Consider the following 26,456-nt stretch of genomic DNA (forward strand, 5'->3'; position numbering starts at 1 on the left):
AGTCTTCCCGACACCCCTGTCGGCAAACGTGTCCAGACGCCCGCGGACCGACGTAAACGCCGGCAATCAGTCCGAGGAGGGCATAGGGCACAAACTGGGCCGCGGCGAGCACTCCGACTTCTACTGGTGTCGCCCCGAGCGTCCGTACGACGAGCACAGGCATCGCGACAGCCGTCACGGCAGTGCCGAACGAACTGACGGTCGCTGCGCACCAGTAGCGGACGAACGGCATCGAGCGAACCGCCACCGATGAACTCTCGGCCACGGCAGTGACTCTTTGCCGAATGGTTCGACCACGCAATCGACGCAGCCAACCCTCAACCGTCGACCGGGACGGCGGTGAACAGCTCATAGCTGTGCCCGTCCGGGTCCTGCACGTAAACCCCGCGCCCGCCGCCGAGGTGGTTGATCGAGCGGTCCCAGCCGTGTTCCGGGCCGGAGCCGTAGGGCACGGTGTCGCCGCTGAGTCGCTCCAGCAAGGCGTCGAAGAGCGCATCGTCGACGAGGAACGCATAGTGGCCGGCGTGGAACTCGTCCTCGTCGTCGAAGTCAAACGTGAGTTCCCCGTTGATGCGGACGGGAACGAAGGGGCCGGTCTGCTCGCCCGCCGTCAGGCCGAGCAACCAGGCGAGGAACTCGGCGGAGCGCCGCTTGTCACGAGCCGGAACGATCGTGTGGTTGAGCGTGATGGTCATGGCAGCAATATTATATGCGTATCGCATACAATTGGAGGCAGGGTGCGGGATCCTGAGCCGGTGGGAGCCGGGCCGGCGCTGTTCAGCGTGGTGCGGTTCTGGTCGCGACGCTGGGCATTGCGCCCGGCGGGTGCTCCCGAGGGGGAGGAACGCCATGCGCGAGCGATCATGGTCCTCGAAGCCGTGGCCACCACAGCGCAAGCGAGCGAGGACGTCTCGGTGTCCGATGTGGCACACCAGCTGGGTATCGACCACTCGGGCGCCAGCCGCTTCGTCACCGCCGTCGTCGACGACGGTTACCTGCGGCGCACAGCCTCGGCAACCGATCGACGACGGGCAGCACTGACGATCACGCCCGCAGGCAACCGGCTTCTGGCCGACGCCAGAGCCTGGCAGGAGGAGGTCTTCACCCGGCTGACCGCCGACTGGGATCGCGCGGACGCGGCCCAGTTCGCTGATCACCTCCGCAGGCTTGCCGGCCAGCTCGCCCGCTCCGTGGCGCCGGAGGGCGATTAAATGGGATGAGGAGCGGATGGTCCCGGGCGTAACGTCGGCGAGCGTGATCAGCGAGGCGACCGGGGGAGACGACCCAGCTGACGGCTGGTTTCCCGAAAGTGTGGCGGAGGACTACGACGCCCCAGGCGGTGCGAACGCGCCCGAAGTGGTGACGCCCCCGGTGGACGTCCTCGAAGACCTGGCCGACGGCCCGGTACTCGAGTTCGCTGTAGGGACCGGGCGGATCGCGGCGCCGCTGGCCGCCCGCGGTGTGCGAGTGAGCGGCATCGAGCTCAGCCGGGCGATGGCGGCACGGATCGCGGACAAGCCGGGCGGTGACGCGGTCGAGGTGACCATCGGCGATATGACGACGACACGGGTGGCCGGTCAGTTCTCGCTGGTCTATCTGGTGTTCAACACGATCAGCAACGTGACCACCCAGGACGGGCAGGTCGAGGTCTTCCGCAACGCGGCCGCACACCTCCGGCCGGGCGGTCTGTTCCTCATCGAGGTGGGCCTGCCGAGCCTGCGTCGCCTGCCGCCCGGGCAGGACACCGTCCCCTTCGCGATAGCGCCCGACGGTGACGGCGGCGGCTATTTCGGGTTCGACCAGTACGACGTCGTCACGCAAGAGCTGACGTCGAACCACATCACCGTGTCACCGGACGGGACCGGGCGGTTCCGCCGCATTCCTTTCCGGTATGCCTGGCCGGCGGAGATGGACCTGATGGCACGCATCGCCGGGATGCGCCTGAAACACCGATGGGCGGACTGGGATCGCTCCCAGCTCACCGCCGAAAGCACCAAACACATCTCTGTCTGGGAAACGAACCCGAGCACGTGATGGTGTGCGGTGGCTCAACTCGATTCGCTGTTGACCGGGGTCGCCATGAGCGCCGCGGAGGCAGCCCGGGAACTAGGGGAGACCCAGACCACCGGCGGCACCGCGACGGCCGGGCTGCTGGAGTCGATGGGGATCCCGTGGCGTGCACGAATTCAGACGCACCGGAGGAACCTGGTGGGTTATGGCTGGGTGAGGTGGTGTTGGTAGGCGTAGCGGACGGCTTGGGCGCGGTCGGTGGCGCCGATTTTGGCGTAGATGTGGTTGATGTGGGTTTTGATGGTTGTTTCGCTGACGAAGAGTTGTCGGGCGATTTCGGCGTTGGAGTGTCCGGCGGCGAGTTGGGTGAGGACTTCGGTTTCGCGGGTGGTGAGCCCGTCTGGTGGTGTTGACGGTGGCGTGCCTGGGCGGGCTGGGGGGTGCGCGGTTGCGGCGAGCAGGCGGGCGTGGACGGTGGGGTCGAGGACGGCTTGTCCGGCGGCGGCGGTGTGGATGGCTTGGGCGATGTGGTCGCGGCCGGCGTCTTTGGTGAGGTAGCCCAGTGCGCCGGCGCGCAGGGCATCGAGGATGGAGTTGTCGTCGCTGTAGGTGGTGAGCACGACAATTTTTGTGGCGGGGTGGTGGTCATGGATGCGTCGGGTGGCTTCGATGCCGTCGACGCCGGGCATGCGCAGGTCCATGAGCACCACGTCGGGGGCGTGTTGTTCGACGAGGGTGAGGGCGTGGCCGCCGTCTACGGCGGCGCCGACGACGGCGATGCCGGGGAGAAGGTCGAGGAGGGTGACGAGACCCTCGCGGACGGCGGCTTGGTCGTCGGCGACGACGACGCGCAGCGCCGGGTTGTCAGGGGTGGTCATGTTGGTAGCCACAACTGCAGGCTCCAGTTGGTTGCGTCTTGTCCTGCGATGAGTGTGCCCCCGAGCAGGGTGGCGCGCTCGGCCAGCCCGGGTAGCCCGTAGCCGCCCCCGGTAGCGCCGAGTGTGGTCCCGTCGGCGGTGGTGCTGGTGGGGTTGATGATGGTGACAGCGACGTTGTCGTGGTGGTAGTGCACGTGCACGGTCACCGGTTGGCCGGGGGCGTGTTTGCGCGCGTTGCTGAGGCCTTCCTGCGCGGTGCGGTAGATGGTGAGGGCGGCGTTCGCCGGTAGCGGGCGGGGCTCGCCGAAGATGGTGAGTGTGGCGGCGTTGTGATGGTCGGCGACCAACGCGGAGAGTTGGTCTCCAAGAGGTGGGGCGTCGTTGCGTAGCGCGCCGATGGCGCGGCGGGTTTCGGTGAGACCTTCCACGGTCAGGTGCCGGGCGCGTTGGACGTGGTGTCGGGCTCGTGGTGTGTCGGTGTCGGCCTCGAGGAGTGCGTCGGCGGCGTCGAGTTGCACGGCCACTGCGCCAAGGGAGTGCGCGAGCACGTCGTGGATATCGCGGGCGATGCGGGTGCGTTCGTCCAGTGCCGCGGCTCGGGTGTCGGCGGCGGCGGCGATGCGGGTTTGGGTGAGCAGTTGCTCGGCCTGGACGAGGCGTTGTTTGTACTGGCGGCGGTTGAATCCCGCGAGGGTGATCGCCACGAGTCCGCCGGAGTAGCCGGCGAAGGCCAACCACTGGTGGGTGATCGTCGCGGTGCCGACGGCCGCGACGAGGACGCCGGCGGCGGTCAGGGTCGTGGCCAGTGCGGGTGTTAGCTCTACGGCTGCGGTGAACGCTCCCATAGCGGCCATGGCCAGCGCCGGGGGCATGGGGGCGATGCTCATGAGCAGGCCACCCGCGGTGACCAGCGCCCCGCTGGGGGCGGTCGTGGTGAGGGTGCGGTGCTGATTGTCGAGATATACGGTGACGGTCCTGACCAGCCAGCCCAGGCATGCGACCACAACGCAGATCAGCACGGCCAGTGCCTGACCGTGAAGACCCAATCCCGGTGTGCGGGCGTTGATGCCGTAGACGATGCCGCCGAGTCCGGCCAGGCTCGCACCCAGCCGCACCGGCCACCATCGCCGTGGCACCCATTGCCCCGTCACCACCACCGCCGTCGCTCCTTATCTATCTGCATCTGCCCTAGCGCAACGATGTCACTGACCAACCCGAGCAGGCCACAGCGCATTGATCGATCACTCGGGCAAGCCAGATCACCAGGGTGGGAGAACGATAGAGGTGGTCAACGCCGTCGGCGCCTCCGCATCTTGAGGGCCACCACGCCCACCACAGCGAGGACAGCCACGGGCAGCCACACCGCGATTGGCACACCGAACAACACGCCGGCGGTTAGCAGGGATCCGATCAACATGGGTGGTGCTCCTTCGATGGTCACTATCACGACGGCATTAACCGCTGATGGCGACGCTACGAACACCGCCCCGGGTGTGTCGTCGGTTCGCGGTAGGACACCGCGGTGGACATTTCCCAGGCAGGTATCCACCCCGATCTCCACCTCCAGCACGAGGACACCCTGCCCGGAAACCGGCTAGTTTCACCGCCGATCGCCTCAGTGACCGCACGGGATCAGGGAGGGTGTGATGGCGAGCATGCATGCCGCATCGGCGCCGGCAGTGCGGCAGGACGGGGACCGGTGACCGACGTCCTGATCGCGGGCGCCGGACCCACCGGGCTCACGCTGGCCATCGAGCTGGCCCGCCGGGGCGTCGACGTGCGCATCGTCGACCGAGCTGGCGAGCACTTCCCCGGTTCGCGAGGCAAGGGGCTCACCGCACGCACCCAGGAGGTGCTGGACGACCTCGGTGTCGCCGACGAGGTGCTGCACTACGGGTTCAGGCACCTGCCACACCGGCGGTACCTCGACGGCGACCTGGTTGCCGAGGCCGACCCGCACGCCCAGCGGGCACCCACACCGGATCGGCCCTACGACGGCGGGCTGCTGATTCCGCAGTGGCGGATCGAGCGGATCCTGCGCGCGCGGCTCGCCGAGGACGGCGTGCGGGTGGAACTGGCCGCGGGCCTCGCCGAGTTCAGCCAGTCCGCGAACGGTGTGCATGCGGTGCTGGATACCGGCGAGCGGGTGGCTGCGCGCTACCTGGTCGGCTGCGACGGCGGCCGCAGCACCGTGCGCAAGGCACTCGGCGTGCGCTTCGAGGGGGAGAACCGGGAGCAGGCCATGCTGCTCGGGGACGTCGAGCTCGGCGGGCTCGAACCGGACGCCTGGTACCAGTGGACCGTCCGCCGGCGTGGGTTCCTGGCCCTGTGCCCGTTCCGCCACGAGCGGTCCTGGCAACTGCAGGCCGTACCGTTCAGCGGCTTCGGCGCGGAGGGCAGCCTCCCCGAACCCTCGCTGCCGTACTTCCGGCGGATCGTCGACGATCTCGCCGGTGGGCACGGCATCCGGCTCTCGAAGGCAAGCTGGCTGTCCACGTACCGGGTGAACGTGCGGATGGCCGACCGGTTCAGGGTGGGCCGGGTGTTTCTGGCCGGCGACGCAGCGCACGTGCATCCGCCGGCCGGCGGCCTCGGCATGAACACCGGCATCCAGGACGCGTACAACCTCGGCTGGAAGCTCGCCATGGTGTGTTCCGGCGCGCGGCAGTCGCTGCTGGACAGCTATCAGGAGGAGCGGCTCCCGGTCGCCTCGTGGACTCTCGGCGTGAGTGCCGAGGGGCTGCGCAGGGTCGCGGAGCGGTTCGTCAACGGTGGCAGCACGGACATCACGGGCGGCGCGCCCCCGGACGGCCAGCAGCTCGGGCTCGGCTACCCGGCCAGCTCGCTGTCCGTCGACGGCGACGCCGGGAATGGACCGCGCGCCGGTGATCGTGCGCCCGACGCGCCCTGCGTGGACAGCTCCGGTATGCCACGGCGGCTGTTCGACGCCTTCCGCGGCCCGCATTTCACCCTGCTCGGCTTCGGCGAGTCCTGCGCCGGTCCACTGCAGGACGTCGGCACCACCCACCGTGGACTCATCAAGCCGGTGCCGGTCGGCGCGCCGGGCAGCGGTGCCGATCTGGTGGACGTCGAGGGGCACGCGCGGACCGCGTACGGCGTCACTGGGGACACCCTCGTCCTGGTGCGGCCCGATGGCTACGTCGCGCTGCGCGCACCCGGCGCGAGCAGGACTGCCGTGCGGGACTACCTGGACCGGGTCGGCGTCAGCCGGAGCGCTTGACCGCCGAGACACAGCACACCGTGGGGGTGCCTACGAGGGGCTACTCCGAACCACCACTTAACATAATGTCCATTATCGGCGTTGGCTGACCGCAGGGTCAGCTGCCGCCGCGCTTGGCGGATTCCTTTGTCACGCCTGTCCATCCGGTGTCGAGAAGGGCGAAGATCCGGTCGAGCGCGACCTCGGTGTCGTCTCGTCCGCGAACGAGCGAGACGGCCTCGAGCGCGAAGTGGGCCAGCGCCTGACAACTGGGGTCGCCCTCGGGTAGCCCGGCGTCGGCGGCGATCGCCGCGGCCAGGGCGTTCTCGTGGCGCAGCAACATGCGCCGGGCGTGCTCGCGCAGTACTGGAGTGGTGTCGACCAGGCGCAGGAAGGCGGGAAAGTCCGGATCGGTGTGGACCTGCCGGGAGCGCTCGTCACGGAGCAGTTGGCGCAGCGCCTCGGGGATGGACTGGCCGACCGGGCGCTCGCGGACAGCGGCGACGAGCGCGGCCTCGCGGTCGGCCTCCTGGTCGAAGACCAGTGCTTCCTTGCCGTCGGGAAAGTGGTTGAACAGCGTGGCCACCGAGACGTCGGCGGCTTCGGCGATCTCCCGCACGCCGACCGCGTCGTAGCCGCGCTCCAGGAACAGGTCCCGGGCCGCGTCCGCCAGCGCTTGACGGATGGCGGCCTTCTTGCGCTCGCGGCGCCCTGTTTCGGTCACACCCCCACCCTAAGGCATACGTTGAACGGATCGAAATCTAGAACGATTAGACTTTTAGAACGGTTCCACATATGGTGTGGGAGGCCGGGTCAACCCGGCAAGCCCACCCACCGCATCAGACGGAAAGGACTCACTTTCATGGCCACGACACCTCGTATCGCCATCGTCGGCGGCGGACCCGCCGGCCTGATGTGCGCCCGTGTCCTGCAGGGGCACGGCATCCGGCCGGTGGTCTACGACGCGGACACCGCCGTGGACTCCCGTGACCCGGGAGGGACGCTCGACCTGCATGCCGACGCCGGCCAGATCGCGTTGGAGGACGCCGGGCTGATGGACGCCTTCCTGGCCCTGGCCCGGGTCGAGGGCCAGGCCAAGAGCCGCCGGGACCACCATGGCACCGTCCTGGCCGAGTTCACTCCCGCCGAGGGCGACCAGGCAGCTCCGGAGATCGACCGCCTCCACCTGCGGACCATGCTCTACGAGCACCTGGAGCCCGGCACGGTTCGCTGGGGCCACAGACTCGTCCACGTGACCCCGGCCGGAGGCGGGGCGCACCGACTGGAGTTCGACAACGGCACCGGTACCGAAGCCGACCTCGTCATCGGCGCCGACGGCGCTTGGTCACGGGTCCGCCCATTGCTCACCGACGCGGTGCCGGAGTACCTCGGCGTCCACTTTCTCGATGTCCGGTTCGACGACGTGGACACCAGGCACCCCGAGGTCGCCGCGATCGTCGGTGACGGCCACATGTTTTCCAGCGACAGCGACGGCCGCGCGGTCATCGTCCAGCGCAACAGCAACGGTGTGGTCCGCGGCTACGTGGCCTTCCGCGCCGAACTCGACTGGCATGTCACGGCCGGCGTGGACGTCACCGACCGTGAAGCCGTCCGCGCCTACCTGTTACGGGAATTCAGCGAATGGTCGCCGGTCATGCGTCCGCTGATCACCGACAACGACAGCGACTACGTGCAGCGCGGCTTCTGGGCATTGCCCGCTCCGCTGACCTGGGATCACGTCCCCGGCGCCACGCTGATCGGCGACGCTGCCCACCTGATGGCACCCTTCGGCGGCCACGGGACGAATCTCGCGTTGCTGGACGGCGTGGAACTCGCGCACGCCATCAAGAAGGAGAGCAGTCTCGACGACGCGATCGCGCGCTACGAGGCCGAGATGTTCCCGCGCTCCGGGGAACTCGCCTCCGACGCGAACACCGCGCTCAGGAAGTTCTTCGCCACGGCATCTCCGGATGCGCCGCACCTTCCCCCGGATCACGCGCGGGAACATCAGGACTACCAGGCCAGGGCGGCGGAATACCGACGCCGGCGCGCCGGAAGCGATCGCTAGAAGACCCTGGGGCCGCGAAGCGCGTGGTCGGGTTCAATGGGCCGGCCTCGCGCTACCGCGTGGTGAAGGCACCTCCGTTGACGTGGATGGTCTGGCCGGTGATGTGGCGGGCGCCCGGTGAGGCCAGGAAGGAGGCGGTCTCGGCGATGTCGTCGAGGGTGCCTGGTCGCTTGTCGTGCGTCTCCGCGACGAGCGCCCGGTGGCGTTCGTCGGTCATCTGGCCACGAAAGAAGTTCGTGCCGGCGATGTAGCCCGCGGAGATGACGTTGCAGGTCACGCCGCCGGGGCCGAGTTCGGCCGACAGCGACGCGTTCCAGGCGGCGAGAGCGGCTTTGGCCGCGCCATAGGAGCCACCTCGCCGCTCGGCGCCGATCGAGCCGATGCTGATGACCGAACCACCGCCGGTGAGCTTGTCCCGCACCGAGGTGGTGGTCAGGACCGCGGTGAGCAGATTCTGCGCCAAGCTGGACTGCCACTGGGCGAGTACTTCGTCCAGACCGGTCCCGTCGCCCGAGCCCGCCTCCGGGAGTCCCCCGGCGGCATTGACCAGCACGGTCAGTTCGCCGATCCGATCGGCGAGTTCCGCGACCTGTTCCGGGTCGCTCGCGTCGCACACGATGCCGTGCGCTCCCAGTTCCTTCGCGCTCTGTTCGACGGTTTCGGCGTGGCGCCCGGTGAGGAAGACCTCGGCCTGCTCGGCGGCGAAGCGTGCGGCGACGGCGTGGCCGATGCCGCTGGTGCCTCCTGTGACAAGCACGGTGCGCGTCACGTCTCCTCCTTCTCGCTCGCTGCGGAATCGTCCCCGGGATCGTCGCGCGTATCCGGTGGTCCGGGCAAACTCTTTGCGGTTGCTCCCGAAGGCGATTTTTGCCCGTTTCCGCACAGCGACTTCGTGGTGCTGCCGGATAACGTAGGTGGCCGAACACGGCCAGGGGCAGCGCGTCAGAATCCGTATGACAACCGCGCTCCCCGCCCCACCCCCGTCGCTTGAGCACCAGTCCCCCGCTTCGCCGGCCGGTCCGTCGCGGTTGGGCTGGCTGGACGCTTTGCGCGGTATTGCCGCACTTGCCGTGGTATTCGACCACTCGTCCTTGTCGTTCATGCCGGAATTCCGTCGCGAGTTGATGCCGGTCTTCAACACAGGCCGGTACGGCATCATGGTGTTCTTCCTGGTGAGCGGCTACATCATTCCTGCCTCGCTCGAGCGGCGGGGATGCGTCCGGACGTTTTGGCTCGGCCGGGTATTCCGTCTCTATCCCCTGCTGATCGCTGTCGTCGCCGTGGTGCTCGCGGTGCAACTGTCGGGATTCCCGGCGATTCGCGGTTCCGGTGGGCAAAGCATTGTCACGGTTGCGCTCGCCCATGTCACGTTGCTCCAAGAGTTACTGGGCACACCCAGCCTGGTGCTCGTTTTGTGGACGCTGTCCTATGAAATGGCGTTCTACCTGGTGGTGGTGGGTCTTTTCACCATCGGACAGCACCGGAAATCGGCGGCGGCCGCCGTGATCCTGGCCGGGTCGGCCGCCGTGAGCGTGGCGGCGGGCGTCGTTCTTCCGGTTTCGGCCCTGTCGGGCACGGTCGGCACCGGTCCGTTGATCGCGCTGGCGTCGGCGGCCATGGTCTTGACCATCTGCTGCGCGAGCACCGGGTCGCCGGTGCTGCGCGTGTTCGGTGGCATGGTGGGTGCGGTGCTGGCGCTCGTCCTGGTCGCTTGCAACGGTACGGTCCCCCTGTGGGAGGGCCTGGTGATCCTGGCCCTGATGTTCCTCGGCACGGCCGTCTACCGGGCCGGGAACGGTCAGAGCACTTGGCGTCATACCGCATGTGCGGCGGTCGCGGTGACCATCTGCGCCGTGGTGAGTGTGTGCCGGCAGGGGGACGGAACCCATTCGACCCGGACCGGCTGGGTCGTGGCGTTCCTGTTGGCTCTGGTGACCTTCGGCGCCGGATTGGCGTTGCGCCACCGTCGCTTGCCCCGCTGGCTGGTCGGACTGGGAACGATCAGTTATTCGGTCTACCTGGTGCATCCGCTGCTGCTGGGGGTGTGGTACGGCCTGATCGGCCGCTTGCGGCACGACAATGTGCTACTCGAGATCGCCTTCTACGCCGTGCTGCTGCCACTGTGCGTGCTGACCTACCGCTTCATCGAAACGCCGGGCCGGCAGTGGGGCCGGAAGCTGCTCCGCCGCGGTGGAGCGGCGTGAGCTGTGGGGCGAGCATGGTGATTCCCCTTGTGGCACCGGCTTGTTTGCCTCCGCGGGCGATCAGCGAAGGCGTTCGAGATCGCGGGCGGTGCGCGCGAGTTCTCCGGCCATGCGGCGGAGTTCGTCGGCCCCGGCGCCGTCTTCGGCCGCGGTGGCGACGTCTTCGGCGGCGCACCGCAGTTGGAAGAGTTTGTCCAGCAGCGTGGCGATCTCACCGTTGGACAGCACGACGGCGTCTTCGGGAAGGCCGGTGCGCTGGAGGGCGCTTCTCCGTTCGTAGGCCCGCTGGCGGCACGACTGGCCGCAGTACTGCCGCCTCCTCCCTATCGTCGTCCCCTGTTCCAGCCGGCGACCGCACCAGCCACAGTGCTTCACTCCACCCCGCCGCGCCGACCCCGTCTGCACCAAAACGTCACGTGACATTTCGGTGGCTTCCGCCCCATCGCTCACGCGGCAGACCCTAACCGTCAACCGCGAGATCATGCCGTGGCCACGCCGAAGGCGCACACTGAACACGTGCGGATCGACCATCCCTATCTCACCGGCGCCTCCCCCCGAGCGTTCGCGCACCGGGGGTGGCATCTGGACGACCTCCACGACATGGAGAACTCGCTGGCGGCCTTCCGGCGTGCCGTGGCCGAGGGCTACCAGTACATCGAGACCGACGTGCACGCGACCGCGGACGGTGTCGTGGTGATCCACCACGACGACGTCCTGGACCGCACGACCGACGGTCACGGCGCGATCGGCCGGCTGCCCTGGTCGGCGGTGCGGCGGGCGCTGATCGGCGGTCGCGAGCCGGTCGCGCGGCTGGAGGACGTCCTGGAGGAGTTTCCGGACGCCAAGTTCAACATCGACGTCAAATGCGATGCCGCGGTCGAGCCGTTCGTGGAGGTCATCGAACGGACCGGCGCCTACGAACGGGTCGCGGCCGCGTCCTTCTCCGACGCGCGACTGGCGCGGCTCCGCAGGCTCGCCGGCCCGAAGCTGCTGACCGCGATGGGCCCGATGGCGGTCGCTTCGCTCCTGGCCCACGGCCGGTTGCCCTGGCTCCGGCTGGCCCTGCGGATTCGCGGCGCGATGGCGCAGGTGCCGGTCCGCCAGGGCCTGTTACGGGTGGTCGACCGCCAGTTCCTGCGGGCGGCCGCCCGGGCCGGTGTCGAGGTGCACACCTGGACCATCAACGACCGGGACGACATGCGCGCGTTGCTGGACCTCGGCGTGCACGGCATCGTCACCGACCGCCCCGACCTTCTGCGCGGGCTCCTCGTCGAACGCGGCGTCTGGGTCGGCAAGGTCGCCTGAACCAGACGGTGTGAGCCGCCACACGGCCCCTGGAGGTGAGGGCGCGGCGAACGTGTCCGTCGAGGTTGGTGGGGCTATAGGGTCGAGTCCCGTGACCTTGCTTGATCCGCTTGACGGAGATCCTGACGGTGCGCTGGCGGCGGTGCCGGTCGCCCGGCGTGCGCCGGCCCGAGGCTTGCTGCGGTTCTGCTATGGCCCGATGGACTGCGGAAAGTCGACGCTGGCGTTGCAGATCAACCACAACCACGCGCGGCAGGGCCGGCGTGGGCTGCTGCTGGTGCGGCACGACCGTTCCGGCGAGCCGCGGATCAGCAGCCGGATCGGCATTGCCCGCCAGGCTGTCGAGGTGGACGCGGACACCGATCTGCGCAGGCTGGTCGTCGGGCGGTGGGCCGCCGGGGACCACCTGGACTACCTGATCGTCGACGAGGCCCAGTTCCTCTCCCCCGCGCAGGTGGAACAGCTGGCGGAGCTGGCCGACGAGGTGCGGGTCGACGTCTACTGCTTCGGTATCGCGACCGACTTCCGGAGCCGCCTGTTCCCCGGTGCGCGCCGGCTGTTCGAACTGGCCGACGAGTTGCAGCCGGTCCAGGTGGAGGTGCTGTGCTGGTGCGGGGCGCCCGGGCGGTTCAACGCCCGGGTGGCCGACGGCGAGGTGCTGCGGGAAGGCGACACCGTGGTGGTCGCCGACACGGTGGCCGAGGTTGTTGAAAAGGAAACTTCGTCACCCGGACCGCCCGAAGCGGCTACCGTCCGTTACCAAGTACTGTGCCGCCGCCATTTCCGTCTTGGTGATCTTGGTCCCACCGCCGCCCGCCACGGTCAGTTGCGGCTGACGTGAACGACGGCGCCAACCGGGCCTGAAAGGTTCATGGGGTAGTCCGACCGGGGGATAAACCTCACAAGACCAGGGTAACCGCGTCACGGAGAGGGCTCGGTTCACGTCCTACTGGTGGAAGCTGTTGCCACGGGGTGACGGAGGCATCATGAGTAACAACATGGCCTCCGGGGAATCTCCGACATCAAGCTGTCGTTGCATAGGGTGAGCATCACCCTGGCTCCAAACCGAGAGCCGACTGAAAGGACGTCATCATGGCCGACCGTGTTCTCCGTGGAAGCCGGCTGGGAGCGGTCAGCTACGAAACCGACCGCAATCACGATCTGGCCCCGCGCCGTACGGTGCGCTACGCCTGCCCGAAGAATCACGAGTTCGAGGTGCCCTTCTCCGATGATGCCGAGGTCCCCTCGGTCTGGGAGTGCCGCCTGCACGGGAGCGAGTCCGAGATCGTCGATGGCGGGCAGCCCGAGCAGAAGAAGGTCAAGCCTCCGCGCACGCACTGGGACATGCTGCTCGAGCGGCGCTCGATTCCCGAGCTCGAGGATCTGCTGAACGAGCGTCTGGCCGAGTTGAAAGGCCGCCGGACGACGCGCTCGGCGTAGCTGGCACGGCCCTCTACGGGCTCGACAGGAAAGCCCCCGTGAGTCACGGGGGCTTTCGTCGTCTCCGGGGAGGCGCCGGTGTCAGCGCCGGAAGAGGCGGCGCAGCTGGGTCCAGCGGTGCTGGAGACCCCAGACACCCACGCGCAGCATCGCCTCACGGATGACCGAGCCGCTCATCTTCGACTCGCCGAACTCGCGTTCGGTGAAGGTGATCGGTACCTCGACGACGTCGAACCCGGCCCTGGCGGTGCGCCAGGCGAGGTCGATCTGGAAGCAGTAGCCGCGGGAGGCGATCTCGTCCAGTTCGAGCTTCTCCAGCACCTGGCGGCGGTAGGCCCGGAAACCGGCGGTGTATTCGCGGATCTTCATGCCCAGCGCGAGGCGCGAGTAGAGGTTGGCGGCGCGGGAGAGGAGTTCGCGGCGCTTGGGCCAGTTGACCACGCTGCCCCCGGGCACGTAGCGGGAGCCGAGGACCAGGTCGGCGTCGCTGAGCGCGTCGAGCATGCGGGGCAGGTCTTCGGGCGCGTGGGAGCCGTCGGCGTCCATCTCGACGATGGTGGCGTAGTCGCGCTCCAGTCCCCAGCGGAACCCGGCGACGTAGGCGGCGCCGAGGCCGGCCTTCTCGGTGCGGTGCAGAACGTGGATGTGCGGGTTGTCGGCGGCGAGTTTGTCGGCCAGTTCGCCGGTGCCGTCGGGACTGCCGTCGTCGACGACGAGAGCGTTCACGTCGGGCAGCGCCTTGTGCAGTCTTTCGAGGATCGGCGTGAGGTTCTCACGCTCGTTGTAGGTCGGGATCACCACCAGCACAGGGTCGATCGGTTGTGCTGCCCGGGGCGCCTGCGCCATCCGTGTCCTCCCTCGGCGGAGGAGTCACTCCGCCACGGTCTTTCGCGTGTCGTTGGCGCTCTCGCGCCGGGTGCGCCACGTCTGCACGAGCCCGGTCAGCACTCCCGCGAGCGCCGCCGAGACCAGCCCGTACTCCGTCCACGCACCGAGTCGATCTGACAGCGTAGTCGTGTCGCGCAGGGGCACGCGTTCGACCAGGGATGCGGCGGTGAATTCGCTGGTCGCCTGCACGATCGTGCCGTCGGGAAGCACGATGGCGCTCACTCCGCTGGTGGCGGAGACGACGGTCGCGCGGCTGTGTTCGACCGACCGCAGCCGCGCCATGGCGAGCTGCTGGTAGGACATTTCGCTCTTGCCGTACCAGGCGTTGTTGGTGGGCAGCACGATGAGCTGGGCACCGGCGTCGACGGCGGCCCGTGAGACGTAGTCGTAGGCGATTTCGTAACAGATCGGCGTGGCCAGGCGGGTCCCGGCGGCGTCGAGGACGGCGGGGCGGGAACCGGGCAGCATGTCGCCGGTGCCGTCGACGAACGGCGTGACCCATTGCGCGATGGTGCGGGCCGGGACGAATTCGGCGAACGGAACGAGCTGCTGCTTGGCGTAGCGCTGGCCGGGGCCGGTCGCCGGGTCCCAGACGATTTCGGTGTTCTGCGCTCGTCCGCCGGGGGGCCAGGTGCGGGCACCTATGAGCGCGGGGACGCCGAGATCGGCGACGGCTTGGGCGAGCGCCGGATCGGGGCCGGAAAGGTCGGTCGCGGTTTCGGGCCAGACCACCAGGTCCGGCCGGGGCACCGCGCCGGACCGGATGTCGGCGGCGAGTTTCTCGTCCTGGCGGAGATGGTTGGCGCGCAGGGTGGGCGCCTGGGTCAGCAGGCCGAGCCCGACGTCGGGGGCGTTGCCCTGCACGGTGGCGACGGTGAGGGTGCCGGCTTGGGCGGTGGTGCTGATCGCCGGCCACAGGGCGAGTCCGGCGATGGCCGGGATCAGGGTCGCGGCCGCGGGCGTGATGAGGGCGAGGCCGGGCTTGCGCAGGCGCAGTGCCAGAGCGGTCAGGCCGAATCCGGTCAGCACCACGGCGAATCCGACCAGTGGTGCGCCGCCGATCGAGGCCAGGGGCAGGTAGGCGCCTTCGGGCTGGCTGAACGCGACCCGGCCCCAGGGGAAGCCGCCCAGCGGCCACCAAGTGCGTGGCGTTTCGGTGGCGATGATGATCAGCGCCATCCAGACCGGTGCCGCGGGCAGCCGGGCCACCAGCGTGCACAAGGCGCCTCCGACGCCGAGGAAGGCGGCGAGGGCGGCGGAGAGCCCGAGCCACGGCCACGGCCCGAAGGACGCGCCGAGGAAGTCCTCCAGCCAGGTCAGCAGGGGCAGGTAAAGGGCAAGCCCGAACACGAACCCGTAACCGAGGCCGCCCCAGAACCGCCGGCCTCGCAGGGCCAGCGCGAACCCGGCGAATCCCAGCGGCGCCAGCCACCACAGAGGGCGGGGCGCGAAGCTGAGATAGAACACGAGGCCGGAGGCGATCGTGAGCAGCAGCCGCAGCGCCCAGGGTCGCCAGGCATGGCGTCTGGGGGTCGCGCGGGGCGGGGCTTCCGGCGCTGCTACGGGTGCGGCCACGCCATAACCCTAAGCCGTGCGCGATAAGCCGGCCGTATCGCGTGGAGTGTCAGGCGAGGATGTCGTGGATGATCCGTCCGGCTCGCACTGTGCGGAGGCAGACGGGCAGCGGCAGCCCCTCCTCCAAGGGTGGCAGGGGCGGTACGCGGGAGCGGGGGTCGGTGGACCAGCGGCGCACGCGGGCGTCGGGGGCGGTGACGACGAGGTCGGCGGCGTCCCAGATGACGTAGTGCGCGGGCGCGCCGGGGGCCAGGGTGCCGGTCAGGCCGTCGGCCACGCCGGCGGCGCGGTGGCCGCCGCGGGTGTGGGCGGTGAAGGCCGCTCGCGCCGACAGTCCCGAGCCGGGGGTCCGGTGGTGCACGGCGGCCCGCACGGCGGCCCATGGGTCGAGGGGGGTGACCGGGCTGTCGGAGCCGAAGGCCAGCGGCACGCCGTGGGAGGCGAGGGCGGCGAACGGGTTGAGGCCCGTGGCGCGCTCCGCGCCCAGCCGCGCCGCGTACATCCCGTCCGGCCCGCCCCAGGCGGCATCGAACCCGGGTTGCACGGAGGCGGTCACTCCCCAGCCCGCGAGCGCGAGGATCTGGTCCGGGTTCACCATCTCCAGGTGTTCCAGGCGGTGATGGCGTGCGGCCAGCGCCCGCCGCCCGACGGCTTTCTCGGCGAGTTCGAAGCCGTGCACGGCTTCGGTGACCGCCGCGTCGCCGATGACGTGGAATCCGGCCTGGAGCCCGGCGTCGGTGCAGGCGATGACGTGGTCGGCGATGGCCTGGGCGTCGAGATAACGCGCGCCGCTGGTTTCGGGGGCGTCGGTGTAGGGCTCGCACAGTGCGGCGGTGTGGGAACCGAGCGAGCCGTCGGCGAAGAGGTCTCCGGCGAGCCCGCGCACGCCAAGTCGTGCGGCGAGGTCGAACGCGCCGGGTTGACCCCAGTACCCGATGACCTCGGGGCGGATCGGGTCGGCGGCGAGTGCCAGCAGTTCGGTGAGGTCGTCTTCACCGGAGATGTCCGGTCCGGCGCATTCGTGGACGCTGACGACGCCGTGCGCGGCGGCATGGCCGAGGAACGCCTCCTGGGCTCGTCTGCGGTGCGCGGGCGTGATCACAGAGCGGACGGCGGCGCGCACGTGGTGGTGGGCGTCGCGGGTGAGCGGGCCGTCGGGTGACCAGCCGTCTGCGGTGGCGGCGCCCGGGGCGAGTGCGACCATGGCGCTGGAAACCAGCGCGGAGTGGACGTCGGCGCGGGTGAGGTAGACCGGGACGTCGCCGGCGGCCTGGTCGATTTCGTGCCTGCTGGGCAGGCGGGGGTCGGTCCAGCCCGAGGAATCCCAGCCGTGGGCGATGAGGACTTCGCCGGGGCGGACCGCCGACGCCACAGCCGCGAGCAGATCACCGGCGTCGCGGGCCCGGCCGAGATCGGGACCGGTGAGGTGCAGGCCGGTGGCGGTGGCGTGGACGTGGGCGTCGACGAAGCCGGGGGTGACGAACGCGCCGTCCAGATCGACGATCTCGGCGTCGGGATGCAGTGCCCGGCCGGGCCCGTCCTGCCCGACCCAGACGACGGTGTCCCCGGCGATCGCCATGGCGGTGGCGTCGGGTGAACCGGGGGTATGGACGCGCCCGCCGACCAGCAGTGTCTCCTCGTTCACCCGTGCAGTCTGCCCTACGACATGCGTCAGCAAAATTTTCGTTCTATGGTGTCTCCTACGGGATATTTTCGTGTGATCATGCCGATAGGGAGCAGAGATGACTGTGACCGAGGACACGACCACGTCCGCCTCGCCGACCTCGGCGCTCGACCAGCCCTACCACTACCGGCGCGCGGAGCTGCACGAACCGGATTGGCGGAGGTTTGCCGGCTGGCGGGATGTCACCGAAGCGCAGTGGCGGGACGCGCAGTGGCAGCGTGTGCACTGCGTACGGAACATCCGGCAGCTACGGGCCGTGCTCGGCGATCTGGTCGGCGAACGGTTCTACGACGACCTCGCGGCCGACCAGCGCGAACTGGCGACGATGTCGATGTTGCTGCCACCCCAGATGATCAACACCATGGCGGCGGGCTCGACGGAGGAGTTCTACTCCGACCCGGTCCGCCGCTACATGCTGCCCGTGCGCAGTGACCGGGATCCGCGGTGGCCCAGCCATCCGCGCGCGGAGCGGGATTCCCTGCACGAGGCCGAGATGTGGGTGGTCGAGGGACTCACCCACCGCTACCCCACCAAGGTCCTGGCGGAACTGCTGTCGACCTGCCCGCAGTACTGCGGGCACTGCACGCGGATGGACCTGGTGGGCAACTCCACCGAGCAGGTCGCCAAGCACAAGCTGGCCCTCAAACCGGTGGACCGGCAGGACGCCATGATCGACTATCTCCGGCGCACTCCCGGGGTGCGCGACGTGGTGGTCTCCGGCGGTGACGTGGCCAACGTCCCGTGGCACCAGCTGGAGTCGTTCCTCATGCGGTTGCTGGAGATCGAGACGGTCCGGGACGTGCGGCTGGCCACCAAGGCACTGGCCGCGCTCCCCCAGCACTGGCTGCAGCCGAAGATCGTGGAGGGGCTGGAGCGGGTGGCGGGGACGGCCCGGCGCCGTGGCGTGAACCTGGCCATCCATACCCACGTCAACCACGCGCGGTCGGTGACGCCGTTGGTCGCCGAGGCGGCCAGGAGCGCGCTCGAGGTCGGCGTGCGGGACGTGCGGAACCAGGGGGTACTGATGCGCGGGGTGAACGCCACCCCGGCCGCGCTGCTCGATCTTTGCTTCGCGCTCCAGGGAGAGGCCAACATCCTCCCCTACTACTTCTACATGTGCGACATGATCCCCAATTCCGAGCACTGGCGGGTCGCGGTGTTCCAGGCGCAGGAACTGCAGCACGCGATCATGGGATATCTGCCCGGTTACGCGACGCCACGGATCGTGTGCGACGTGCCCTACGTGGGGAAGCGGTGGGTGCACCAGCTGGCCGATTACGATCGTGAGCGCGGTATCTCGTACTGGACCAAGAACTACCGGACCGGAATCGAACTCGCCGACCCCGACGCGCTGTCCCGCCGTTATCCCTACTACGACCCGATCTCCACTCTTTCACCGGAAGGGCAACGCTGGTGGGACACGGACGACCGGTGAATCCGCCTGGAAAGTGATTCACCGGAATTCCGGCCGGCGGCCGCGCTTCACAACCGGCTGTAGACGATGTCCGCCACGGTGATGTGCTCGATCAGCTCGCGGGCACTGACCAGCAGGTCACGGCGCTCCTGGGACGCCACGGCGAACCCTTGCCTGTCCCGGGAGTCCAGGAAGTGGTCGAGGTCGCGGTAAAGATCGGCCAGGCGGCAATAGATCATGCTGGCTTCGGCGAAATTGTACATTTTTTTCCTGACCTTCCGCAGTGCCGGCCTGTCGTCGCGGGTTTCATCGTTGCCGTGTCGGCGCGGAAACCGCGAGTACCCGCTTTCGACACCCGAATGCGTGACCTCGGTGTTTTCCGCCGCTCGATCCTTCAAACGACCCTGAGTCCCGCACGGTGTGCGAAGTGGGCCAGAACACGCCTGAAATCAACGTTCCGGGTCGCCACCCTGTGTGCGCCTCGCCTGCCAATGGTCCTCATAAACGAAGACCTCCAGCCCTCGCGAGCCGCCTGGGTGGGCGGGCACCCTTTTCGGTAGGGGAAGCCGACCGGAAGCGGGGAGTCATGATGAACGTCGTGGGAGCACTGTCCACGCGGGAATGCCTGGGCCTTTTGGGCACAGCGGGCGTGGGGCGGCTGGCGTTCACCGAGCGGGCGCTGCCGGCCGTGCGGCCGGTGGCCTTCGCCGTGGACGACGGCCACCTGGTGCTGCGCGGGAGTCCTCCGGAGGCGTTCCGGTCCCTGGACCGCCAGATCGTGGCCCTGGAAATCGACAACATCGACCCGTTCACCCACCGCGGCTGGCACGTCGTCGTGGTCGGGAAGGTGACGCGATCGGACGCACAAGGCCCCATCCCGCTCTTCCACGTCCCGCTCGACCACGTCAGCGGGGACCGGTTCGGCGCGGCCGTCGCCGCGGCCTAGCGTGGTGCTGCTCAAGGGGTCGGCGACGCCTTGAGCAGGAACTTCCGCAACCGGGTCAGGGGCCAGGTGTTGATCACGTCGTCGGGCGTGAGCCATCCGCGCTGCGCGGTGCCGACGCCGTAGGAAATTCCGTGGAGGTTCTGCGTCGAATGCGCGTCGCTGTTGATGGCGAACTTCACGCCGAATTCCTTGGCCCACAGGATGTGCTCGTCGCGGAGATCCAGGCGGTCGGGTAAAGAGTTGACCTCCAGCGCGGTGCCGGTGCGGGCGCAGGCGCGGAACACCTCGGCCAGGTCGGCGTCGACCGGATCGCGGCGGCCGATGAGCCGGGTGGTGGGATGCCCGATGATGTTGACGTGGGGGTTTTCGCAGGCCCGTACCAGCCGCCGGGTCATGTCTCGGCGTGACTGGCCGAACGACGAGTGCACCGACGCCACGCACACGTCGAACCCCTCGAGGAAGTCCGGCGGCCAGTCGACATCGCCGTCGGCGTCGATGTTGAGCTCGGTGCCGTGCAGCAGCCGCATGCGGCCGTACTTGCCGTCGAGCTCCCGGAGCCGGGCGCGCTGGAACAGCATTTTCTCGTCGGACATGCGCTGCATCACCAGGTTCGGTGCGTGGTCGGTGACGGCGTAGTACGCGTAGCCCCGCTGTGCGGCGGTTTCCAGCATGTCCTCCAGCGTGGCCACGCCGTCGGTGAGGTCGGTGTGGGTGTGCAGGTCGCCGCGCAGGTCGCGCTCGGTGACCAGGCCTGGGAGTTGGTCGCGTGCGGCGGCGTCGATCTCGCCGCGGTCCTCACGCAATGTCGGCGGGATCCATGCGAGGCCGAGCCTTCGGTAGACCTCCTCTTCGGTCTCGGAGACGACCAGCTTGCCGGTCTCGACGTCGAAGAGGCCGTACTCGGAGAGCTTCAGCTTGGCGTGCACCGCGATCTCCCGGGTGCGGACGTTGTGCGCCTGGGATCCGGTGAAGTACTGCAGTGCCGCGCCCCACGCCTCGAGCGGTACCACGCGAAGATCGACCTGCAGGCCTTTGGTGGTCCGGATCGAGGTCTTCTTCTCCCCGCTTGCGATCACCTCGTCGACGAGGTCCAGGTTCCGGAAGGCGGCCATGATCGGGGCGGAGTCGGTGGCGGCCGCGAGGATGTCGACATCGCCGATGGTCTCCCGGTAACGCCGCAGGGAACCCGCGTAGGTGCACCGCAGGCAACCCGTCACCGCGGACAGCGTGGCCACGATCTCCTCGGCGAGGTTCATGGCGACATCGAGCAGGACACGGCCACCGGTCTGCCGCATCAGGTCGATGCCGTGGAGGATGTTCTCCTCGGTCTTGGGGCCGAAGCCCTTCAACCCGCGCAACCGCTCGGCCTTGATCGCGTCGGCCAGCTCGTCCACCGACGAGATGCCGAGTTGGTCGTGCAGCAGCGCGGCCTTCTTCGGCCCGAGGGTGGGGATTTCGATGAGCTGCCGGACACCGGCGGGAATGCGTGCCCGTACCTCTTCGAAGGCTGCGACGCGTCCGTCGCGGAAGTACTCCTCGATCTTGTCGGCGATCGACTTGCCCACGCCCGGAATCGCCTTCAGCTCACGGGCCCCGAGGGTGGAGACATCGTCATGGCAACCGGCGATGGCGCGCGCGGCTCTTTCGTAGGCGCGGGCCTTGAAGGCGTCGCCGCCGGTGATGGCGAGAAGGTCGGCGTACTCCCGGAGCAGGGACTCGACCTCGTCGTTGGGCCGGGCCATGCGGCTACTGTAGCCGTGCGGCGACTTCGACGTGTGCTGCCGCGCGGTGCGTAGGCTCTAACCGAGCTGTCCGGCCAGTTTCCGGTCGCGGCCCACCCGTACCAGTGCCGCGGCGAAGCGGGCGAGATCGTCTTCGCGGACCAGCCCCGCCAGTTTCCGGGTGTCCTTGGGGAGACCGGCGGCCTCGGCGCCCTTGAGGGTCTTGTCGTCGAGATACGGCCGCAGCCCGGGCCAGACCTGCTGTGCCTCCCGGCAGAAGATGTCCACGCCGACCGGTCCGAGTCGTGGTACCTCACGCAGGAGTTCACGCAGCTTCGCCTGGTCACCGTTGGCCTGGTCGCGGAGTTTCCGCAGGTCACCCGAATATCTGTCGAGGATGAGCCGCGCGCCGTCGCCAAGCGCGGTCGCCGTGCTCTCGTCGTAGCGCACGTAGTGGCCGCGGCCGAGGGCGTCGACCCGGTCCTGCCAGCTCGCCTCGGCCATTTTGCGGGGTGTCCCCATGCCCGCCTTGATGAGTTCCTTGGCCGCGGCGGCCGCGATCGAGGCCTGGATCGGCGCCGACATCAGCACGGACACCACGAGCAGCTGGTACAGCGCCGACGGGGTGTCCTTCAGCTTGATGCCCGCTTCGGCCGCATAGGTCCGGCCTGCCGCGTCCAGGAGGCGTTCGACCTTGTTCATGGCATAGGTCTACCCGCGGACGCGGTGCCGAATCCCGGGTCAGGTGGGTTGACGGGTGACCGCCGCGATGAGGCGGCGCTCCGGCGTCATGATCCCTCGCAGCACCGGGTCGCTGATGAGGACGATCGGCATGACCCGTAGCGGTGAATCCGGTTGCCAGGAGGGCAATGCGTCTCGCAGCACGGTCCACGCCTGGTCCGGATGTCCGAGTTGGACGAGTTCCCTGGCGACGGCGCAGGCCCGGCCGAAGGGCTCGGGATCGGGAACCGGGTCCTTGACCAGGGTTGCGGCGAAGGCTTCCCACGCCGCGTCGTCTTGCTCGCCTTCGCCGTCCGGCCGACCGGGTAACGCCTTGATCCGGCTGCTGTACCGGGTGAGCGCCTGCGCCAAGGAGGCGGGGGGCCGGGTGTGGCCGGGCCAGGTCAGGGCCAGATACATCGGGATGAGGTCGCCGCGGAGGTGTTCGTCGTCGATGGCCGCCATCACGTGGTCGTTGCCGAGCACCCCGTTGCGCAGGGTGGCTTCGTACCAGTCGTGGGGAAAGGCGAACAGCCGAACCTGGGCGTCCAGGTAGGCGGCCACCGCTGAACCGGCGTCCATGGCCCGGTTCAGGGTTTCGTGCGCTGCCGTCACGTCACCGGCCAAGGCCAGGCGAGCGCCTTCGGCGAGCAACTCGTCAGCGCCTTCCGGATGGGCCGGCCTGCCCTCGTGGGCACGGAACCGTTCCAGGGTCGCCCGTTCGTCGGCCAGCATGGCGGCGAAGCTGTCGTATCGTTCGGGCTCGGAGCCGTCCGAGGGATGCCAGGTGTAGGCGGCCCACTCGCCGTCTACCTGGTCGGCGGGATCGAGGAACCAGTAGTCGCCGTCGTCGCTGCCACCGATCTGCAGCGCCCGCAGCAGCAGGTCGGTCTCCTCGCGGTCGTCGTCGACGAACGCACCCCACTCGTCGAGCAGGTCTTCACTGGTCTCCCGCATCCAGCCGACCTCCGCCAGCGGCACGACCCGTTCGCCGAACGGGCCGGCTTGGAGCAGGCCGTCGGTGGCTTGGTAAAAGGACCGCAGGGACGCGGGAAGCCGTTGTTCCAACCGGCTCTCGGCTTCTTCGATCGCCGTGCTGTCGGCCGGTGGACGGACGAGCCCGGTCTCCGGCAGGCCGGCCAGTTCGAGTTCTTCCTCGCTCGCCGTGGAGAACCATTGCTCGCTGTAACTGGTGACCCATTGGTGCCATTGCGATGGCGTCGTCGGCACCGCTTCGGTCACCTCCTCCGGCCCGGTTACCGGTGGAGCGGCCGCTGTCCGTTGCCGCATGAGGAAGCCGCTCAGCGGGACGGCGGCTTCGCCGGGACGCTGGTACCAGCCGAGGAAACGCGGTGGCGGCTCGGGTCCTTCCACGGTGTGCAAACGCAGCCCGCCCAGTTGCAGATGCGGCGACCCGGCGTTGCCGGTAATCCGCAGCCGATACCGTTCGCAGGTGCGGGGCCGGACAATCGTGAACATCCGCGACGTGAGCCGTCCGCCGAATCGCTCTCCATGGCGTTCGTCGAGCACGATCCATTGGTTGCCGCACAGGCCGAGCAGTTCCCAGTCGCTGGGATCCCGGTCGGGGGCGTCGTCGGCCGAGTCCAGCTCGTAGCGGACGACCGTGCGGTCCGTGCTCAGCCGGAGAGCCAGTTCCGCTCGCGGAACCGGTGCGAACCATTTCGTCGCCGCCGAGCCGTCGAGGAGATTGCGCGCCACTTCACCGGCTTCGGGGTATTCCGCCGTGGCCTGGATGTCGACCACCTTCGCGAAGTGACTGTCCTGCAGGGACGGCGCGAAGACGGCGTGCCCGCCTTCCCCGGTGGCCAACCGCCACGACAACCGGACGGGATAGCCCGTCCCGTTCTCGAACAGCAGTCGCAGCGGATTCTGCGGATGTTGCGGCAACGGCTTTTCGTTGTCGCCCTCGAACAGCAGGTAGACGGCCGGGTCCGCGGTCTCGGTCCCTTCGTCCGGCATCGGCTCGCCACGAAGTTCCCACGCCTCGCCCTCCGGCGACCGGTAGATCCCGACCAGCCCCGGCAACGTCAGCGAAGCCTCGGCGCCGGCCTCGGTGCGCCAGCCGACTTCGGTCAACGCCGCGTCCACGCCGTCCCGCTCGATCCGGACCGCGAGTTGTCCTGCTCGAGTCCAGCCCTGCGCCGCAGCCGCTGGACGCCGGAACAACTGATACCGCGGAATGATCACTCGCCTGACCCTAGCGACGCCTCCACGTCGCCACGACACCGTGTCACCGGGCTTGCACGAACAGAATGGACGCGTTTCCCGGACAGACACCCGCAGGGGCCCGTTGGGCTGGGGTCAGGCCTCACGCGTCGCGGACAGTGCCTTCAATCCTTCGGTGAGAGCGCCGGTGGACGAGCAGTGCCGGGTGGCGGCCTCGGCCATCGCCTTCCACTGGCCGGGGTCGGCGATCAGCGCCCGCACCGCGGCGGCGAGTTCGCCGTCACGCGCGCACACCACGGCCAGCCCGGCTTCGGCCATCAGCGCGGCGTTGGCCTTGCCGTGTGCGGCGATCGGCCGGTGCATCAGCACGGGCCGCCCGCAGGCCAGCGCTTCCAGGCCGGTGGCGCCTCCGGCGTTGGTGACGACCACGTCGGCCGCGACGGTGTAGGCGGGCATCTCGTCGGTCCAGCCGAGCAGGCGCAGGCGCGGTTCGCGCTCGGCCAGCGGCGCCAGCCGCCGCCGCAGGGACTCGTTGCGTCCGCACACCACCACGGGGACGACGTCGGGGTGGGCGCCGAGCAGTTCGGTGGCCGCGTCCTCGACGTCACCGAAGCCCAGCGAGCCGCAGGACACCAGCGCGATGAAAGCCCCGGCGGGCAGGCCGAGCTTGGCGCGGGCGGCCTCGGCGTCACCCGGCTGGAAGTCGCCGCGGACCGGGGGTGCGGAGACCGCGACCGGTGCGCCGGGTACGCAGCGGAGGGCGGGCCGCACGGCGCACTGGTGCATGACCAGGTTGAGGTCGATGTCGCCGTAGACCCAGAACGGGTGCGGCGCGAAGTCGGAGATCCAGGCCCCGGCAGGCACGGGCAGGCGGCCGTGCCTGCGCAGCCATTCGAGGCCGGCCGTGCCCAGCGGATAGGTCGAGATCACCAGGTCGGGGCGGATGGCGGCGACCCTGCGGGCCAGGCGCCGGCCGGCCCAGGCGCCGACGAACCGTTTGGAGGCTTCGGCGAACCATCGGTACCGCCACAGCGAGCGATAGAAGAACTCGTACAGCCACGGGGTGGTCTGCACGTTGGACACATAGATCCACCGGAACACCGGCCCGACCCCGGCCCCCATCACCTCCAGGGTGTCCAGCCAGGTCACCGACGCGCCGGGCCACAACCGCACCGCCGCGTCCTCCAGTGCGCGCCCGGTGGCGTTGTGGCCCTCGCCCATCGCCGCCGAGACGACCAGCACCCTGTTCACTTGGCTGTTCACCTGCCCCCTTCCGAAAGGACCGGGTCACCGGTCTGCCGCGCCAGCCTGGTGGCGCGGCCGGACAGCAGCACGATCCCGATAATGATCATCGCTCCCGCGACGGCTTCGCCCACCAGTGCCGCCGGGGAGGTGTCGGCCGTCTCGCCCATCCACCACACTCCCATGGCGACTCCGACGAGTGGGTCCAGGGCCGTGATCACGGCCAGCGCCGGAGTGAGGAACCGGCCCTGCTGGAAGGTGTTCTGGCTCAGCAGGAAGCCCAGCGGCCCGACCAGGCAGACCAGGTAGAGGGTCCAGTGACGGAACGGCTCGGTGAGGTCCGCGCGGGCCTGCACCGCGACGATCTTCATCAGGCCCGCGGTGACGCCGTAGAGCACCCCGGTGGCCACGGCGAGCCCGAGCACCCGGGCCGAGCCGCGGGCCAGCACGGACACCAGCAGCCCGATCAGCGTCAGCACGGTCAGCGCGACGGCCAGCGCGAAGGGCTCGGTGCCCGCGGCGGCCTGTGCTTCCTCTCCCCCACTGGGCCGCGCCATCAGCAGGAACGAGGCGAGCCCGGCGACGCAGATGAGCGAGCCCGCGGCCATCACCGCGTCGCGGCTGCGGCGTTCCAGGCGTGAGGAGAACACGCCCGCGAACATCAGCGAGGTGATCAGCAGCGGCTGCACGATGAGCAGCGGCGCGAAGGCCAGCGCGACGAGCTGGAGCGCGAGCCCCGCGCCGGTCGCGATCATGCCGATCAGCCACAGGGGCCGGTGCGCGAGGCCGCGCAGCAGGCCCGGGTCGAGGATGCGGCTGACCGCGACCTCCTTGGTGGCGCGTGCCTGTGCCGCGCTGGCCAGCCCCATGCAGGCGGCACCGACCACCGCGGCCGGAACGGCCAGCAAGAGTGAGGCACCGGTCTGGACGGCCATCGGGCGAACCACATCCGCT

The 26,456-nt window shown here is 69.3% G+C and carries 26 protein-coding genes; 10 read left to right on the forward strand and 16 right to left on the reverse strand.

The window, feature by feature from the left end; all coding sequences use genetic code 11:
• Window positions 1-317: 317 nt before the first annotated feature.
• On the reverse strand, window positions 318-695 hold the full coding sequence (locus tag ACFSXZ_RS02875; protein ID WP_378260916.1) for a VOC family protein: 378 nt from the start codon (window positions 693-695) through the stop codon (window positions 318-320).
• Between the two features lie 42 nt (window positions 696-737).
• On the opposite strand from ACFSXZ_RS02875, the gene ACFSXZ_RS02880 reads away from it, so the two are divergent.
• Entirely contained in the window at window positions 738-1,211 is a 474-nt protein-coding gene (locus ACFSXZ_RS02880; protein ID WP_378260918.1) for a MarR family winged helix-turn-helix transcriptional regulator, read from the forward strand.
• Between the two features lie 16 nt (window positions 1,212-1,227).
• Complete coding sequence (locus ACFSXZ_RS02885; RefSeq protein ID WP_378260920.1) at window positions 1,228-2,034, forward strand: class I SAM-dependent DNA methyltransferase; 807 nt, start codon at window positions 1,228-1,230, stop codon at window positions 2,032-2,034.
• Window positions 2,035-2,213: 179 nt separating this feature from the next.
• On the opposite strand, the gene ACFSXZ_RS02890 is transcribed toward ACFSXZ_RS02885, so the two are convergent.
• The 3 genes from ACFSXZ_RS02890 to ACFSXZ_RS02900 form a co-directional block, all read right to left on the reverse strand.
• Window positions 2,214-2,888, reverse strand: coding sequence for a response regulator (locus tag ACFSXZ_RS02890; RefSeq protein ID WP_378262722.1), 675 nt, complete (start codon window positions 2,886-2,888; stop codon window positions 2,214-2,216).
• Window positions 2,885-4,045, reverse strand: coding sequence for a sensor histidine kinase (locus tag ACFSXZ_RS02895; RefSeq protein WP_378260922.1), 1,161 nt, complete (start codon window positions 4,043-4,045; stop codon window positions 2,885-2,887). Before ACFSXZ_RS02895 ends, ACFSXZ_RS02890 begins: the two co-directional genes overlap by 4 nt.
• Before the next feature lie 131 nt (window positions 4,046-4,176).
• Window positions 4,177-4,458, reverse strand: coding sequence for a hypothetical protein (locus ACFSXZ_RS02900; protein ID WP_378260924.1), 282 nt, complete (start codon window positions 4,456-4,458; stop codon window positions 4,177-4,179).
• A gap of 129 nt (window positions 4,459-4,587) precedes the next feature.
• Between ACFSXZ_RS02900 and ACFSXZ_RS02905 the strand changes: the two genes are divergently transcribed.
• Window positions 4,588-6,129: an FAD-dependent oxidoreductase gene (locus ACFSXZ_RS02905; RefSeq protein WP_378260926.1), complete on the forward strand. Its 1,542-nt coding sequence runs from the start codon at window positions 4,588-4,590 to the stop codon at window positions 6,127-6,129.
• Window positions 6,130-6,226: 97 nt separating this feature from the next.
• Here ACFSXZ_RS02905 and ACFSXZ_RS02910 read toward each other — a convergent pair whose 3' ends face one another.
• Complete coding sequence (locus ACFSXZ_RS02910) at window positions 6,227-6,832, reverse strand: TetR/AcrR family transcriptional regulator (RefSeq protein WP_378260927.1); 606 nt, start codon at window positions 6,830-6,832, stop codon at window positions 6,227-6,229.
• Window positions 6,833-6,970: 138 nt separating this feature from the next.
• Between ACFSXZ_RS02910 and ACFSXZ_RS02915 the strand changes: the two genes are divergently transcribed.
• Window positions 6,971-8,176: an FAD-dependent oxidoreductase gene (locus ACFSXZ_RS02915; RefSeq protein WP_378260929.1), complete on the forward strand. Its 1,206-nt coding sequence runs from the start codon at window positions 6,971-6,973 to the stop codon at window positions 8,174-8,176.
• Between the two features lie 52 nt (window positions 8,177-8,228).
• On the opposite strand, the gene ACFSXZ_RS02920 is transcribed toward ACFSXZ_RS02915, so the two are convergent.
• Entirely contained in the window at window positions 8,229-8,945 is a 717-nt protein-coding gene (locus tag ACFSXZ_RS02920; protein WP_378260931.1) for an SDR family NAD(P)-dependent oxidoreductase, read from the reverse strand.
• A 184-nt stretch (window positions 8,946-9,129) separates the two neighbouring features.
• Between ACFSXZ_RS02920 and ACFSXZ_RS02925 the strand changes: the two genes are divergently transcribed.
• A complete protein-coding gene (locus ACFSXZ_RS02925) occupies window positions 9,130-10,380 on the forward strand; it encodes an acyltransferase family protein (RefSeq protein ID WP_378260933.1) in 1,251 nt (416 codons plus the stop codon).
• 60 nt (window positions 10,381-10,440) lie between these two features.
• Here the strand turns inward: ACFSXZ_RS02925 and ACFSXZ_RS02930 are convergent, their stop codons facing one another.
• Window positions 10,441-10,803 carry a hypothetical protein gene (locus tag ACFSXZ_RS02930; RefSeq protein ID WP_378262724.1) on the reverse strand — a complete coding sequence of 121 codons (363 nt, stop codon included), beginning with the start codon at window positions 10,801-10,803 and terminating at the stop codon, window positions 10,441-10,443.
• 93 nt (window positions 10,804-10,896) lie between these two features.
• Here ACFSXZ_RS02930 and ACFSXZ_RS02935 point away from each other — a divergent pair, with 93 nt between their 5' ends.
• The 3 genes from ACFSXZ_RS02935 to ACFSXZ_RS02945 all read left to right on the forward strand — a co-directional run bounded on the left by ACFSXZ_RS02935 (window position 10,897) and on the right by ACFSXZ_RS02945 (window position 13,125).
• Complete coding sequence (locus ACFSXZ_RS02935; protein WP_378260935.1) at window positions 10,897-11,685, forward strand: glycerophosphodiester phosphodiesterase family protein; 789 nt, start codon at window positions 10,897-10,899, stop codon at window positions 11,683-11,685.
• A gap of 91 nt (window positions 11,686-11,776) precedes the next feature.
• Window positions 11,777-12,526, forward strand: a complete 750-nt coding sequence (locus ACFSXZ_RS02940; protein ID WP_378260937.1) for a thymidine kinase — start codon at window positions 11,777-11,779, stop codon at window positions 12,524-12,526.
• 251 nt (window positions 12,527-12,777) lie between these two features.
• Window positions 12,778-13,125 (forward strand): RNA polymerase-binding protein RbpA, encoded by a 348-nt coding sequence (locus ACFSXZ_RS02945; protein WP_144750627.1) that lies wholly within the window; start codon window positions 12,778-12,780, stop codon window positions 13,123-13,125.
• 81 nt (window positions 13,126-13,206) lie between these two features.
• Here the strand turns inward: ACFSXZ_RS02945 and ACFSXZ_RS02950 are convergent, their stop codons facing one another.
• Genes ACFSXZ_RS02950 through ACFSXZ_RS02960 form a run of 3 tightly spaced genes read right to left on the reverse strand, consistent with a single transcriptional unit; the run spans window position 13,207 to window position 17,233 of the window.
• Window positions 13,207-13,971, reverse strand: a complete 765-nt coding sequence (locus tag ACFSXZ_RS02950) for a polyprenol monophosphomannose synthase (protein ID WP_378260939.1) — start codon at window positions 13,969-13,971, stop codon at window positions 13,207-13,209.
• Window positions 13,972-13,995: 24 nt separating this feature from the next.
• Window positions 13,996-15,588: an apolipoprotein N-acyltransferase gene (gene lnt / locus ACFSXZ_RS02955; RefSeq protein WP_378260941.1), complete on the reverse strand. Its 1,593-nt coding sequence runs from the start codon at window positions 15,586-15,588 to the stop codon at window positions 13,996-13,998.
• 49 nt (window positions 15,589-15,637) lie between these two features.
• Window positions 15,638-17,233, reverse strand: coding sequence for an amidohydrolase (locus ACFSXZ_RS02960; RefSeq protein ID WP_378260943.1), 1,596 nt, complete (start codon window positions 17,231-17,233; stop codon window positions 15,638-15,640).
• 97 nt (window positions 17,234-17,330) lie between these two features.
• Here ACFSXZ_RS02960 and ACFSXZ_RS02965 point away from each other — a divergent pair, with 97 nt between their 5' ends.
• Window positions 17,331-18,707, forward strand: a complete 1,377-nt coding sequence (locus ACFSXZ_RS02965) for a KamA family radical SAM protein (RefSeq protein WP_378260945.1) — start codon at window positions 17,331-17,333, stop codon at window positions 18,705-18,707.
• A 47-nt stretch (window positions 18,708-18,754) separates the two neighbouring features.
• Here the strand turns inward: ACFSXZ_RS02965 and ACFSXZ_RS02970 are convergent, their stop codons facing one another.
• The gene (locus ACFSXZ_RS02970) at window positions 18,755-18,949 is read right to left on the reverse strand and encodes a hypothetical protein (RefSeq protein ID WP_378260947.1); all 195 of its coding nucleotides are present in this window, start codon (window positions 18,947-18,949) and stop codon (window positions 18,755-18,757) included.
• A gap of 323 nt (window positions 18,950-19,272) precedes the next feature.
• Between ACFSXZ_RS02970 and ACFSXZ_RS02975 the strand changes: the two genes are divergently transcribed.
• The gene (locus ACFSXZ_RS02975) at window positions 19,273-19,632 is read left to right on the forward strand and encodes a pyridoxamine 5'-phosphate oxidase family protein (protein ID WP_378260949.1); all 360 of its coding nucleotides are present in this window, start codon (window positions 19,273-19,275) and stop codon (window positions 19,630-19,632) included.
• 11 nt (window positions 19,633-19,643) lie between these two features.
• Here ACFSXZ_RS02975 and polX read toward each other — a convergent pair whose 3' ends face one another.
• The 5 genes from polX to ACFSXZ_RS03000 form a co-directional block, all read right to left on the reverse strand.
• Window positions 19,644-21,374 (reverse strand): DNA polymerase/3'-5' exonuclease PolX, encoded by a 1,731-nt coding sequence (polX, locus tag ACFSXZ_RS02980; RefSeq protein WP_378260951.1) that lies wholly within the window; start codon window positions 21,372-21,374, stop codon window positions 19,644-19,646.
• A gap of 57 nt (window positions 21,375-21,431) precedes the next feature.
• Window positions 21,432-22,055, reverse strand: a complete 624-nt coding sequence (locus ACFSXZ_RS02985; protein ID WP_378260953.1) for an endonuclease — start codon at window positions 22,053-22,055, stop codon at window positions 21,432-21,434.
• A gap of 39 nt (window positions 22,056-22,094) precedes the next feature.
• The gene (locus tag ACFSXZ_RS02990; protein ID WP_378260955.1) at window positions 22,095-24,281 is read right to left on the reverse strand and encodes an SMI1/KNR4 family protein; all 2,187 of its coding nucleotides are present in this window, start codon (window positions 24,279-24,281) and stop codon (window positions 22,095-22,097) included.
• A gap of 114 nt (window positions 24,282-24,395) precedes the next feature.
• Entirely contained in the window at window positions 24,396-25,523 is a 1,128-nt protein-coding gene (locus ACFSXZ_RS02995) for an MGDG synthase family glycosyltransferase (protein ID WP_378260957.1), read from the reverse strand.
• Window positions 25,520-26,437 (reverse strand): DMT family transporter, encoded by a 918-nt coding sequence (locus ACFSXZ_RS03000; RefSeq protein WP_378260959.1) that lies wholly within the window; start codon window positions 26,435-26,437, stop codon window positions 25,520-25,522. Before ACFSXZ_RS03000 ends, ACFSXZ_RS02995 begins: the two co-directional genes overlap by 4 nt.
• Between the last annotated feature and the right edge of the window lie 19 nt (window positions 26,438-26,456).

This window comes from Amycolatopsis pigmentata, assembly GCF_042684065.1.
In the GTDB taxonomy this organism is placed as follows: Bacteria; Actinomycetota; Actinomycetes; order Mycobacteriales; family Pseudonocardiaceae; genus Amycolatopsis_E; species Amycolatopsis_E pigmentata.

Bases quoted from the DNA above. Each gene is read 5' to 3' on its own strand.
- ACFSXZ_RS02875 (WP_378260916.1), bottom strand. From the start codon at position 695: ATGACCATCACGCTCAACCACACGATCGTTCCGGCTCGTGACAAGCGG.
- ACFSXZ_RS02885 (WP_378260920.1), top strand. From the start codon at position 1,228: ATGGTCCCGGGCGTAACGTCGGCGAGCGTGATCAGCGAGGCGACCGGG.
- ACFSXZ_RS02890 (WP_378262722.1), bottom strand. From the start codon at position 2,888: ATGACCACCCCTGACAACCCGGCGCTGCGCGTCGTCGTCGCCGACGAC.
- ACFSXZ_RS02915 (WP_378260929.1), top strand. From the start codon at position 6,971: ATGGCCACGACACCTCGTATCGCCATCGTCGGCGGCGGACCCGCCGGC.
- ACFSXZ_RS02925 (WP_378260933.1), top strand. From the start codon at position 9,130: ATGACAACCGCGCTCCCCGCCCCACCCCCGTCGCTTGAGCACCAGTCC.
- ACFSXZ_RS02930 (WP_378262724.1), bottom strand. From the start codon at position 10,803: ATGTCACGTGACGTTTTGGTGCAGACGGGGTCGGCGCGGCGGGGTGGA.
- ACFSXZ_RS02945 (WP_144750627.1), top strand. From the start codon at position 12,778: ATGGCCGACCGTGTTCTCCGTGGAAGCCGGCTGGGAGCGGTCAGCTAC.
- ACFSXZ_RS02950 (WP_378260939.1), bottom strand. From the start codon at position 13,971: ATGGCGCAGGCGCCCCGGGCAGCACAACCGATCGACCCTGTGCTGGTG.
- ACFSXZ_RS02965 (WP_378260945.1), top strand. From the start codon at position 17,331: ATGACTGTGACCGAGGACACGACCACGTCCGCCTCGCCGACCTCGGCG.
- ACFSXZ_RS02970 (WP_378260947.1), bottom strand. From the start codon at position 18,949: ATGTACAATTTCGCCGAAGCCAGCATGATCTATTGCCGCCTGGCCGAT.
- ACFSXZ_RS02975 (WP_378260949.1), top strand. From the start codon at position 19,273: ATGATGAACGTCGTGGGAGCACTGTCCACGCGGGAATGCCTGGGCCTT.
- polX (WP_378260951.1), bottom strand. From the start codon at position 21,374: ATGGCCCGGCCCAACGACGAGGTCGAGTCCCTGCTCCGGGAGTACGCC.
- ACFSXZ_RS02985 (WP_378260953.1), bottom strand. From the start codon at position 22,055: ATGAACAAGGTCGAACGCCTCCTGGACGCGGCAGGCCGGACCTATGCG.
- ACFSXZ_RS03000 (WP_378260959.1), bottom strand. From the start codon at position 26,437: ATGGCCGTCCAGACCGGTGCCTCACTCTTGCTGGCCGTTCCGGCCGCG.